The 11,657-nt window shown below is 70.2% G+C and carries 13 protein-coding genes; 4 read left to right on the forward strand and 9 right to left on the reverse strand.

The annotated features are described in order from the left end of the window. The first annotated feature begins 18 nt into the window (after positions 1 to 18). Entirely contained in the window at positions 19 to 1,161 is a 1,143-nt protein-coding gene (gene asd / locus FFF93_RS13120; protein ID WP_138768532.1) for an aspartate-semialdehyde dehydrogenase, read from the forward strand. Here the strand turns inward: asd and FFF93_RS13125 are convergent. Continuing rightward, complete coding sequence (locus FFF93_RS13125; RefSeq protein WP_138768531.1) at positions 1,158 to 2,270, reverse strand: winged helix DNA-binding domain-containing protein; 1,113 nt, start codon at positions 2,268 to 2,270, stop codon at positions 1,158 to 1,160. The two genes, asd and FFF93_RS13125, sit on opposite strands and share 4 nt — an antisense overlap. Positions 2,271 to 2,391: 121 nt before the next feature. On the opposite strand from FFF93_RS13125, the gene FFF93_RS13130 reads away from it, so the two are divergent. After that, complete coding sequence (locus tag FFF93_RS13130; RefSeq protein ID WP_138768530.1) at positions 2,392 to 2,877, forward strand: hypothetical protein; 486 nt, start codon at positions 2,392 to 2,394, stop codon at positions 2,875 to 2,877. Positions 2,878 to 2,893: 16 nt separating this feature from the next. Here the strand turns inward: FFF93_RS13130 and FFF93_RS13135 are convergent, their stop codons facing one another. Genes FFF93_RS13135 through FFF93_RS13150 form a run of 4 tightly spaced genes read right to left on the reverse strand, consistent with a single transcriptional unit; the run spans position 2,894 to position 6,228 of the window. Continuing rightward, positions 2,894 to 3,961, reverse strand: coding sequence for a UDP-N-acetylmuramate dehydrogenase (locus tag FFF93_RS13135; RefSeq protein ID WP_138768529.1), 1,068 nt, complete (start codon positions 3,959 to 3,961; stop codon positions 2,894 to 2,896). A 53-nt stretch (positions 3,962 to 4,014) separates the two neighbouring features. Next, positions 4,015 to 5,286, reverse strand: a complete 1,272-nt coding sequence (locus FFF93_RS13140; RefSeq protein WP_138768528.1) for a sugar MFS transporter — start codon at positions 5,284 to 5,286, stop codon at positions 4,015 to 4,017. 18 nt (positions 5,287 to 5,304) lie between these two features. After that, complete coding sequence (locus FFF93_RS13145) at positions 5,305 to 5,742, reverse strand: MaoC family dehydratase (RefSeq protein ID WP_138768527.1); 438 nt, start codon at positions 5,740 to 5,742, stop codon at positions 5,305 to 5,307. 3 nt (positions 5,743 to 5,745) lie between these two features. Beyond that, on the reverse strand, positions 5,746 to 6,228 hold the full coding sequence (locus FFF93_RS13150; protein WP_138768526.1) for a MaoC family dehydratase N-terminal domain-containing protein: 483 nt from the start codon (positions 6,226 to 6,228) through the stop codon (positions 5,746 to 5,748). A gap of 144 nt (positions 6,229 to 6,372) precedes the next feature. Between FFF93_RS13150 and FFF93_RS13155 the strand changes: the two genes are divergently transcribed. Next, entirely contained in the window at positions 6,373 to 6,750 is a 378-nt protein-coding gene (locus FFF93_RS13155) for a metalloregulator ArsR/SmtB family transcription factor (RefSeq protein WP_138768525.1), read from the forward strand. Further along, a complete protein-coding gene (locus FFF93_RS13160; RefSeq protein WP_138768524.1) occupies positions 6,747 to 8,426 on the forward strand; it encodes a SulP family inorganic anion transporter in 1,680 nt (559 codons plus the stop codon). Before FFF93_RS13155 ends, FFF93_RS13160 begins: the two co-directional genes overlap by 4 nt. On the opposite strand, the gene FFF93_RS13165 is transcribed toward FFF93_RS13160, so the two are convergent. From FFF93_RS13165 to FFF93_RS13180, 4 genes are all read right to left on the reverse strand, one after another. Then, positions 8,416 to 8,640, reverse strand: coding sequence for a DUF3188 domain-containing protein (locus FFF93_RS13165; RefSeq protein ID WP_138768523.1), 225 nt, complete (start codon positions 8,638 to 8,640; stop codon positions 8,416 to 8,418). The genes FFF93_RS13160 and FFF93_RS13165 overlap by 11 nt on opposite strands. Before the next feature lie 46 nt (positions 8,641 to 8,686). Then, entirely contained in the window at positions 8,687 to 9,634 is a 948-nt protein-coding gene (locus FFF93_RS13170) for a DUF2797 domain-containing protein (protein ID WP_138768522.1), read from the reverse strand. A 27-nt stretch (positions 9,635 to 9,661) separates the two neighbouring features. Further along, positions 9,662 to 10,525: a CoA ester lyase gene (locus FFF93_RS13175; protein WP_138768521.1), complete on the reverse strand. Its 864-nt coding sequence runs from the start codon at positions 10,523 to 10,525 to the stop codon at positions 9,662 to 9,664. A 164-nt stretch (positions 10,526 to 10,689) separates the two neighbouring features. Continuing rightward, entirely contained in the window at positions 10,690 to 11,607 is a 918-nt protein-coding gene (locus tag FFF93_RS13180) for an aldo/keto reductase family oxidoreductase (RefSeq protein ID WP_261375445.1), read from the reverse strand. Positions 11,608 to 11,657 lie beyond the last annotated feature (50 nt).

The following is an 11,657-nucleotide window of genomic DNA, read 5'->3' on the forward strand; positions in this document are numbered from 1 at the left end:
AAAGTCTAAACTGGCCCAATGACTACAGCAGCTACCCCGTCCGTCGGACTGGTCGGTTGGCGTGGCATGGTCGGCTCCGTCCTGATGCAGCGCATGCAGGACGAGGGCGACTTCGCCAACATCAACCCGGTCTTCTTCTCCACCTCGAACGCCGGAGGTGCCTCCCCGGCTGTCGCCGGCGCGGCGGCAGGTGCCGCCGGCAAGCTTGAGGACGCGTTCGACGTCGAGACGCTGGCGAAGCTGCCGATCATCGTGACCGCCCAGGGCGGCGACTACACCAAGCGGGTGCACGGCGAACTGCGCAGCCGCGGCTGGGACGGCCTCTGGATCGACGCAGCTTCCACCCTCCGCATGAACGACGACTCGATCATCGTGCTGGACCCGATCAACCGCGACGTCATCGACGCCGGCCTCTCCGGCGGCGTCAAGGACTACATCGGGGGCAACTGCACCGTTTCCTGCATGCTGATGGGCCTTGGCGGCCTGTTCAAGAACGGCCTCGTCGAATGGGGCACGTCGATGACCTACCAGGCCGCGTCCGGCGGCGGCGCCCGGCACATGCGCGAGTTGCTGAGCCAGTTCGGCACGCTCAACGCCGAGGTCAGCAGCGAACTGGACGACCCGGCGTCGGCCATCCTCGAGATCGACCGCAAGGTGCTGGCGCACCAGCGCACCGACATTGACGCCACCCAGTTCGGTGTTCCGCTGGCCGGCTCGCTGATCCCCTGGATCGACGCGGACCTCGGCAACGGCCAGTCCAAGGAGGAGTGGAAGGCGGGGGTGGAAACCAACAAGATCCTGGGTACCTCCGGCGCGGACCGCATCATCATGGACGGTCTGTGCGTCCGGATCGGCGCCATGCGTTCCCACTCCCAGGCTCTGACGCTCAAGCTCCGCGAGGATCTCTCCGTTGCCGAGATCGAGAAGCTGCTCGACGCGGACAACGAATGGGCCACGGTGGTGCCCAACACCAAGGAAGCCTCGATGGCGGATCTCACCCCGGTGGCGGCGTCCGGCACCCTGGACATCCCGGTGGGCCGCATCCGCAAGCTCGAAATGGGCCCGGAATACATCAGCGCCTTCACCGTGGGCGACCAACTCCTCTGGGGCGCGGCCGAGCCGCTGCGGCGCATGCTCAAAATCGCCACCGGCACACTCTAGGGCCGGCCAAGGTCCTGCAAACCCAGGAACCGCCGGTACTTCGCGGCCTGCAGCTCAAAGGATTTACGAGCTGCGGGCCGCAGTCCGTTAACCCCGTCAAAGGGCTCCGGCACGACGGCGCCGCCGGGCGCCGCCCAGGTGCCGACCACAAGGCCGCCGGCCACGATGGTCTTCTTGAACACCCCGTTGCCGCCGGGAACGATCTTGTCCGCGTGGTGCGCGGGCAGTGCGATCGATCGGTCCGTGTAGCCCAGCAGGAACTCGTCGAACCCGGGCAGCGCCAGAACGGCCCGCTGGCCGGGGACGCCGTCCTCGAGCAGGGCCGCCGTCTCCGGCGACATCCAGTACGGCTTTCCCTCAAAGTCCAGCTCCACCAACTGGTCCCGTACCTTGGCCAGCGCGGCGCGGGTCTCCGTCAGCGGAATGCCGGACCACCAGGCGAAGTCCCGCTCGGTGGCGGGGCCGTGGCTGCGAAAATAGCGGAGCAGCCACTCGGCAATGCCCTCCTCCCGGTCCAAGCTACGCGAATTCTTGATCCAGTCGTCGACGGCCACCACCAGCTGCTGGTTGCCGGCCAGCGGCCCCTGCACCAGCAAGCCCCGCTGGCAGAGCATCGCCAGCAGGTGGATGCCGCGCTGGCCCGCCGTGGACTGTCCGGCCTCTTCGAAGGCCTGGAACAGCTCCGCCCGGCTTGCCGCGCCGCCGCCGGCGACCCGCGCCAGCGCGGCTTCGGCGGCTGCGTCCACGTCCGGGGCCGAGATGCCGAGGTCCCGGTGCCGCCCGGCGAGGCTCTTGATGAGGCGGTTGGACGTGATGTCCAGGATCCATTTCAGGTCCTCCGGTGCCAGCAGGTGAAGCGTGCCGCGCATCGGCCAGGAGCGGACGATTTCGCCGCGGTCCAGGGCCGCACGAACGTCGGCCACGCGGGAGCCCGGAACGCGCTGTCCCACAGCCCACAGCGACGCCTGCAGGTCCTGCGCCTGCAGGGCCGGCATAGACCTGACGGCGTCCGGAACGGAGCCGAAGCCCTTGCCGACGAGCCCCTGCGAGGCCAGGCGGAGCCGGCCCATCACGGCCGGGCTCAGACGCGTGCGCTCCACTGCTGCCATGGCATCATCCTAGGCCGGGGGCCGGACATTCCCGCGGACTCCGTCCCGTCCCCGGCAGCTGCCGGGCCGATGCCCGGCGCCCTCCCAGCCTGCGCCCAGCCGGTTTCCTTAGGGTAGAGGCATGACTCTGGGTGAAGTGTGGCCGCGCCTGCGGCCCCTGTGCAGGAGGTTGGCCCTGCTCGGCTGGGCCGCCAGCGCCGCTGGAATGGGGGCCGGCCTCGCCGTCGCCATTGCCAGCGGCACCCGCCTCTCCCCCATGATGACAACGTTCCAGGCGGTGTCGGCGGTGTGCATGGCGGTCGCGGTGGCCAGTTTTGTGACTGCCGCGTCACTCCAGCCGCGGACCCCTGCCCGTCGGGACGGCGATCGCCGGGAACTCGACCTCGATCCGGGCGGCGAGTTTCCGGCGACGGTACGCAGTTTCCTGCTCGGGTCGCTGGCACTGCTGGCCGGGGCGGTGGCTTTCGCCTGCGCCGGGCTCCTGCTGCGAAGCGGGCCCAGCGCACAGTCCGTGGCGTTCTGCCAGGTCTTCCTCCTCGGCGCGGCGGCTTCCGGCTTCACGTTCATGCTCTTCAGCAAGGTGGCCCCGCAGCGCGGCAGGAACTAGGCCCGGCGGCGCTGGCTTAGAGCTCGATGCCGATCAGCAGCGGCTCGGGGTGCAGCTCGATCCCGAAGCGTTCGGCGACGCCGCGGCGCACCTCCCTGGCAATGGCCAGCAGGTCCGCGGCGCTGGCCCCTCCCCGGTTGGTGATGGCAAGGGTGTGCTTGGTGGACAGCGAAGCCCGGCCGCCTGAGACGCTCCCGGGATCCAGCCCGAAGCCCTTGCCGTAGCCCGACTGGTCGATCAGCCAGGCCGCGGAGAGCTTGGTTAGCCCATCGGCGCCGCCCGGGTAGCGGGGGGCGTCCTCCGGCAGTTTTGCGGCCACCTCGGCCGGCACGATCGGGTTCGTGAAGAAGGAGCCGGTGGAGTATGTGTCCCGGTCCGCCGGGTCCAGGACCATGCCCTTGGATGCCCGGAGCCGGAGCACCTCACGGCGAACGTCGTTGGAGTAGGCCCGCTGGCCCACCTCGACGCCGAGCGCCCTGGCCAGTTCTGCGTAGCGGACCGGCGCGCTCATCCGGCCCAGCGGCAGCTGGAACTCCACGGTGAGCACCACGTAGCGCGGAGACCCGTTGGAGGTGGTCTGTTTCAGCAGGGAGTCGCGGTACCCGAACTTCAGTTCCGAGTTGGTGAAGGTCTGCACGGCGTTGCGTTCCCGGTCCCAGGTGCGGACCGCGGCGATGGTCTGCGAGACATCGGCCCCGTAGGCCCCCACGTTCTGCACCGGGGTCGCGCCGGTGGAGCCGGGGATGCCGGACAGCGCCTCTATGCCGGACCAGGCATGTTTGACGGCGTGATCCACGAGCGCATCCCAGTTGTGGCCGGCCTGGACCACGACGGCAACGCCGCCGCAGGAGTCCTCCGCGTCGACGGTGAAGCCCTCCGACGCGATTTTCAGGACCGTGCCGGGGTACCCGGCGTCGGCGACCAGCAGGTTGGAGCCGCCGCCGATGATCAGCAGCGGTTCGCCGGCGGCGTCGGCGTCGCGGACGGCGTCGATGGTCTCCGCCTCGGTGCGGGCTTCGACGTAGTGGGCGGCGGGGCCGCCGACGCCGGCCGTGGTCAGGGCGGAAAGCAGTGTCTGGGTCACCCCTCCAGCCTAGCCGGGTCCGGGCAATGCCAGGAAAGGCTGCTCCCGCGGGGCTAGGAGGCCTTGCGGGCCACCGGGGAGAGCAGGAAGCTGACCACCAGCATCACCATGACGGCCAGCAGCGAGTGCAGGATGCCCACGTGCTCGGCCAGCAGGCCGAGCAGCGGCGGCCCGCAGAGGAATGCCCCGTAGCCGATGGTGGACACCACCGAGACGCGTGCGGCGGCCTTGACCGGGTCGTCGGCGGCCGCGGACATGCCGACCGGGAAGCCCAGCGAGGCGCCGAGACCCCAGATGGCCAGGGCGACGTAGGCCAGCCAGGGAACGGGTGCGAAAACGAACAGGCCCAGTCCCGCCACGGCCAGCGCCGCGCACCAGCGCATCACCGGGACCCGGCCAAAGCGGTCCAGCGCCAGGGTGCCGGCAAAGCGGCCCACGGTCATGAAGGTGACGAAGAGGCCGTAACCGGCAGCTCCGGCGGCGTCGGACTGGCCGTGGCCGTCGGCCAGGGCGAGTGCCACCCAGTCCCCGGCTGCGCCCTCGGCGAGGGCCAGCCCCAGTACCAGGACGCCCAGCAGCAGGGTCCGGCGGTCCCGCCAGGCCTGCGCGATCTGCCGCTTGTTGTCCAGCGGTACTTCCTGGCCCTGCGTGGCCTGGCTGATGATCGGCAGCGGGCCCGTGGAGGGATCCTCGAAGGTGTCGGTCCGGGCCGGGGTGAAGGCCTTTTCCTCCACCGGGGTGACGTCGGCACGGAACCAGCCGGCGGCCGTGGCCACGGAGGCGGCGACCAGCAGGCCCACGGCGCCCAGGTGCCAGAAGACCGGCACTCCGGCACCGGCCGCCCACGCGCCCGCTCCCGCACCGGCGACGGTGCCGAGGCTGAAGGCACCGTGCAGCCGCGGCATGATGTGGCGGCGCACCGCGCGCTCGACGGCGGCGCCCTCCACGTTGGAGGCGGTGTTCCAGCTGGCCGTGCCGAGGCCCACCACCACGAGTCCGGCTGCGACCGCCAGCGGGTTGACCAGGACGGAGGTGCCGAACCCTGCGACCACCAGGCCGACGCCCACCATGATGCTGCCGATCCGGATGGTCTGCTTGGAGCCGAAGCGCAGCACGATCAGTCCGGACGCGGACACCGAGACAAAGGAGCCCAGCGTCATGCACAGCAGCAGCAGGCCGACGTTCCCGGGCGTGAGGTCGAGCCCGTCACGAATGGCCGGCAGCCGCGACACCCAACTGGCGAAGGCTATGCCGCTGAAGGCATAGGCGGCGACGACGGCGTTTCGCCACCGGGTGACTTCGGCGGCCTGCGCGGCCCGCGTCATCACGGCAGCATCATCCGGTCAGGCCAGCCTGACGACGGCCTGGGCCTTCATGAGGACCTTCTGGCCGCCGGCAACGACGGTGAGATCCACCCGGGCGGTGCCGGCGTCGGCGTCGAGCGCGCCGATTGCGCCGCTGACTTCGATCACTGCACCGGGCTCCGGGGTTCCGGTGGTGTCGGCCACCGGGACCGGCTTGGTGAAGCGGGTCTGGAAGTCGACGACGGCGGCCGGGTCGCCCGCCCAGTCGGTCACGAGCTGGACGGCGGCACCCATCGTGAACATCCCGTGGGCGATCACGCCGGGCAGGCCGACGCCGCTGGCGAAGGTCTCGTTCCAGTGGATCGGGTTGAAGTCGCCGGAGGCGCCGGCGTATTTGACGAGGTCGGTGCGGGTGACCTCGATGCTGCGGCTGCCGAGGTCCTGGCCGACGGTCAGCTCTGAAAGTGTGGGGCGCATGGCTTACTGTCCCTCTCCGCGGACCAGGATGGACGAAGTGGTGGTGGCGACGGCTTCGCGGCCGCCGGCAGAACCGCCGCCGGCGTCGCTGCCGGTGAGGGCGAAGATCTCGGAGCGGGTGGTGATCATCGCCCCTCCCCCCATGGCCCGGACACCATCGACGTGCAGTTCAGCAACGAGCCGGTCACCGGCGACGATGGCCCGGTGGTGCACGAAGCGCTGGTCGGCGTGGACGACGCGGGAGAAATCGATGCCGGATTCCGGGTCCTCGATCAGCTGCGCGTCGGCGCGCTGGGCGACGATGATCGCGAAGGTGGGCGGGGCGACCAGGTCGCCGTGGCCCAGGGCCCGGGCGGCGTCCACCTCGAAATGGGCGGGGTGGGTGGCCTTGACCGCGCGCGCGAACTCGCGGATCTTCTCGCGGCCGACGTCATACACCTCTGCGGCAGGGTAACTGCGGCCCTGGAGATCCGGATTGATAGTCATGGCTCCAGCCTAGCGCCCAGCCCCGGGCGGGCCGTCCGCGTTACACCTCCGGGCCGGGCTTGCATCCGCGCGGTATGATGAAAACATCAATCCATTAATCCGTAGGAGCGTCCGGCGCACGCGGAGAGAGCGCAGGTCCTTCCGATGATGCCCGCAGCGCAGGCCCCCCTTTACGAGATCAAGGCCAATCTGTTCAAGGCCCTCGCCCACCCGGCCCGGATCCGGGTGCTGGAACTGCTGGCAGCCGCGCCGGATACCGCAGCCCCGGTCAGCTACCTGCTGGCCGAGACCGGGCTGGAGGCCTCGCACTTGTCCCAGCATCTGGCCACGCTCCGCCGGCACCGGGTGGTGACCTCAGTCCGGACGGCCAACGCCGTGACCTACCGGCTGGCACACCCGAAGATTGCCGAACTGCTGGCCATCGCCCGGGTCTTTCTGCTGGACAGCCTCGCAGAATCGGGCGAGCAGCTACGGCTCGCGCAGGAACTGCCGGCCTCTCCCCTGCCGGGTTCCGCCTCGTGACCGCCCGGACAGCGGGCCACAGTTTCCGGGGCTACCTCGTCCGGTTCCTGCCGTCCCTTCGCGACTACGACGGGCTGCGCAGGTCCTGGCGGACGGATCTGCTCTCCGGCGTCACCGTGGGCATTGTGGCCCTGCCGCTGGCCCTCGCGTTCGGGGTGAGTTCGGGCGTAGGCGCCGAGGCCGGGCTTATCACGGCGGTGGTCGCCGGGCTGGTGGCCGCGGTGATGGGCGGATCCCATGTGCAGGTTTCCGGGCCCACCGGCGCCATGGTGGTGGTTCTGGCTCCCGTGGTTGCTGCCCACGGGGTCGGCAGCGTAGCCCTGGTGTCCGTATTGGCCGGGCTGCTGGTCATTGTCCTGGGCATCAGCGGCCTGGGCCGGGCGGTCGCCTTCATTCCGTGGCCAGTGGTGGAGGGCTTCACGCTGGGCATTGCGGCCATCATCTTCCTGCAGCAGGTGCCCATGGCCACCGGAACCGAGGGGGTGCCGGGCCACAACACCCTGCTGGCCGCCGTCGAGAGCGCGTCCCAGGCCTCGGCTCCGGCCGTGCTGCAGACGCTGGCCATCGTGGCGGGCGTCGCCGCGGTAATGGTCCTGCTCCCACGGCTGACCAAGGCCATCCCGGCAAGCCTGGCAGCGGTGCTGCTGGCCACCCTGGCCGCCGAAGTCCTGGATCTGCAGATCCCTCGGATCGGCGCATTGCCGCATTCGCTCTCCGCCCCGTCCCTGCCGGCCATGGACCCGTCGGCCCTGGGCGGGCTCCTCATGCCGGCAGTGTCCATTGCCACGCTCGCGGCCATCGAGTCCCTGCTGTCCGCGCGGGTGGCCGCCGGCATGGTGGGTCCGGACGGCCGGCCCACGGGACGGTACAGCCCGGACCGCGAACTCACCGGCCAGGGCCTGGCGTCGGTGGCGGCGGGTCTCTTCGGCGGCATGCCTGCCACGGGCGCGATCGCCCGGACGGCCGTGAACGTCCGCTCCGGAGCCAGGACGCGGCTCGCGGCGATCGTGCACGCGCTGGTGCTGCTGGCCATTATCTATCTCGCGGCCGGGCTGGTCGGCAGGATTCCGCTGGCGGTGCTGGCCGGGATCCTGATGGTGACGGCCATCCGCATGGTGTCGCGGCACACCGTGGCGGCGGTGCTGCGCTCCACCCGGGCCGATGCCTTCGTTTTTGTCCTGACGGCGCTGATCACCGTGGCGTTTGACTTGATCGTGGCGATCGAGATCGGATTGGTCGCGGCGGCGGTGTTCACGCTGCGGAAGTTTGCCTCGCTCAGCGGGGTGCAGCGCGAGGAGATCCCGGGGCCGCCCGCGCCCGGCGACCGCCACATTGCGATCTTCCGGCTGGACGGCGCCATGTTCTTCGGTGCGGCGGAGCGGGTCCTGCAGGAGATCAGCCAGGTCAGGGACATCCAGGTCGCGATCATCCGTCTCTCGCAGGTCCGCATGCTCGACGCGACCGGGGCGCACACACTGGTGGAGGTGATCTCGGCGCTGGAACTCCGCGGGGTCACGGTGCTGCTCAAGGGCGTCCAGCCCCAGCACCTGGACCTGGTGACGAACGTAGGCGTGATCCGCTCACTGCGGCACCACAAGCATTTGTTCGACACGCTGTCCGGGGCCGTGGAGCATGCACGGAGCCACGTGGCGCGGAACGCCGCCGCTAGCGCCTGAGGTTTTTGCGGATCGTCTGGCCGCGGACCACGATTCCGGCGATGTGCAGGATGAGTCCGAGCCCGATCACGGCCAGCGAGGCCAGCGCCAGGGCCTGGTTGCCGGTGGTGTTGCCAACCAGGTTGAGGATGATGCCGGCGGCAATCAGCCCCATGGCGCTGAAAACGAGCACCTTGTAGGTAGTTGGCGCGGTGGCCCAGAATTCGTTCAGCACCGTGCCAGTCTACCGGGGCCCGGGTGCACGGCCGGTGGCCACCGGCTCAGAACAGGGACTCCTGGACGGCGGGGACCTCGGAGCCGTGGTCGCCGAGTTCGATGGTCCGCGCCTTGAGGCCGCCGAGGTTGACGACGAAGTCCAGGTCGGCGCCGTCGAGCCGGGCCAGCGCGACGCTGCCGCTCAACGAGGAGATGACGAAGCCGTGTGCATCCGAGCCAAGGTCATGGGGGTAGGCGTGGCGGAGGGCAGGGATGCAGGCGGCATCGGCGAGTCCGGGCCGCTGCCAGCGTTCGTCCACGACGTCGAAACCTTCCAGGACGACGCCGCCCAACAGTGTTCGGACCCCGGCAGCGAGCCGGCTGTTCAGCTCCTCCAGTGCGACGGCGGGAACCGGCGCCGTGAGTCCGGCGGCCTTGGCGGCCGAGCGGACCTGCTGCGGCAGCCCGGCGTCGCGCGTGACGAGGTCCTCCAGGATCCTGACGATCCGGCCGTCTGCGGCGCGGGCGACGTAGCGGGCGACGACGGCGCCCTGCTCCGCGAGCCGGTGCCATTTCCGCAGCTGTGAGGCGGTGCCGATCTTCGTGGCGCCGTTGGCGAAGCTCGCAACGTACAGCCAGTGCGGCTGCATCAGGTAGGCGCGCAAGCCGGGCGTGACCCGTCCGCCGCGGTGGAAGTCGTGGATCAACCGTGAATCGTCGACGGCGAAGCACGGCCCGCACTGGCTGCCGCGGGCCGCCGGCGCCCGTTCCGGGCAGACGACGTGGTCGCGGTCCGCGGGGCCGTGCACCCTGTGGTGGCCCAGGCATCCCTTCCCCGGGCCGGCGAGCCGGAAGCCGAGCCGCGTGCCGGCGTCGAGCGCCACGTTGGTGAAGGCACCGGCGGAGTCCTGAAGGCGCAGGGCAGCGCCGACGGCGCCCGGCGGCACGGGACCCGCGGCCGGCGCCGGACCATCCCAAAAGACCCCGTGGACCAGATAGCGGGTATCGGTCACGGGGTCTCCTTGCTGGGCAGGGAACCGCTACAGGGCCGGCTCCACCCCAAAGGCTACCGCGAGCTTCATGATCTTCTCGGCGCGGCCCAGGCGTGGCAGGTCGGAGCCGTCCCGGATCACGCGGCCGCTGGCCTCGAAGTCGGCCATGAAGTCGGTGGCCCAGGCGACGTCGGACGGCGTGGGGCTGATGACCTCGTTGATCACGTGGGTCTGGTCGATCGCGAGGCAAAGCTTGCCGGTCATGCCCATCATCACCGTGATGCCGGTCTGCTCGCGCAGGATCGGGTGGTTGGTGCCGACCGTGGGTCCGTCGATGGGGCCGGGCAGGTTGCCGACGCGGCTTGCGACGACGAGCTTGGCGCGCGGGTAGGCCATCGCCTCCGGGGTGGCTGCCATGCCGGTGTCGCGGCGGAAGTCGCCCGAGCCGAAGGCCAGCCGGAACGCGCCCTGGGCCTTGGCGATGTGGTTGGCTTCCTCGATGCCCACGGCGGACTCTACGAGCGGGATGACCGGGGTCTTGCCGTCCATGCGGTGGAAGCTTTCGGTAACCTGGTCCGCGGATTCGGTCTTGGCGAGCATGACGCCGAGGAGTCCGGGCGTGCCGCGGAGTCCGGCGAGGTCGTCGGCCCAGAAGGGGCTCGTGGCGTCGTTGATCCGGACCCAGGCGCTGCCGCCGGCGGTCAGCCAGTCCACGACGTGCTCGCGGGCGGCATCCTTCTGGGAGGGATCCACCGCGTCTTCGATGTCCAGGATGATGGCGTCCGCGCGGGACTCCGCCGACTGTCCGAAGAGTTCCGGCTTCATGGCGTTGACCAGCAGCCAGGAGCGGGCGATTTCGGCCGGGACGTTGCGTTGGGGCCGGACAATCCCGGCGGTGGTGGTAGAGGTCATGCCTCTACGCTAGTCGCCCGGGGCGGCCCGCCGCCAAGTATTGCCTCCGTTCGGGGCGACCAATACGACCAAAATCACCCCGGAACGCGAAACTGGCCCGCGGTTGGTGTCGTTTGGAGGGCTCTAAACGACAACAACAGCGAGCCAGTTGGGCAGCGCCGGGCCTAGGGGATGTTGCTCCCCCGGGCCGTGATCCAGAGCCGGTACCACTCGGCCCGCGTCATGGCCGCAGCCACCTCCGCGGCGCCGGCACAGGCCAAGATCCGGTCCGGTTTGGCCGTGCCGATCACGGGGGCAATGCCGGCCGGGTGTTTCATCAGCCAGCCCAGCAACACAGCCTCGCCTGTGGTGCCCTTCTCCGCGGCCATGGCGGCCACGAGTGCAGCGGTCGCTTGTTCCGCGGCGCTCGGGGTCGCCGCCGGCGCCCCGGTGTAGAGCCCGCGGGACAGTGCCCCGTAGGCCTGCAGGGTGATGCCGTGCCGGACGCAGTGCTCCACGGTGCCGTGCGGGAAACTGTAGTCGGTGCCCTCGGCATGGTTGACCAGCACGGTGCTTTCCAGCCAGGCCCGGGCCGAGAGGCTCATCTCCAGCTGGTTCGCCACCACCGGCGCCTCGAGCCGGTCCTGCAGCAGTTCGATCTGCGGGGCCGACATGTTGGACACGCCCACCGCGCGGATCTTGCCTTCGGCCATGAGCTGGGCGACGGCGCAGGCCACCTCGGCCGGATCCATCAGCGGGTCCGGGCGGTGCAGCATCAACACGTCGACGTAGTCCGTCTTGAGCCGGGTCAGGCTCTCGTTGACCCGGTCCAGGATGCCGTCCCGGCTTAGGTCGTAGTACGCCTCGAGGCCTTGTCCACCCAGCCGGATGCCGCACTTGGTCTGCAGCCGGATCCGCTCCCGCAGCCCGGGCGTCTGCGCCAGCACCTCGCCGAAGACCGCTTCGGCCTTGCCGCTGCGGTAAATGTCGGCATGGTCGAACAGGGTGATGCCGGCCTGCAGGGCGGCGTCGACGGCTGCGGCCGCCTCGTCCACGTGCGTGGCCGAGTACGGCTCGGCCGACCAGCTACCGCCCAGTCCCATGCAGCCGTAAATCAGCTCCTGGACGGGGCTCAGTTCCTGGGTCGGGACCC

The organism is Arthrobacter sp. KBS0702, from assembly GCF_005937985.2.
Lineage (GTDB): Bacteria > Actinomycetota > Actinomycetes > Actinomycetales > Micrococcaceae > Arthrobacter.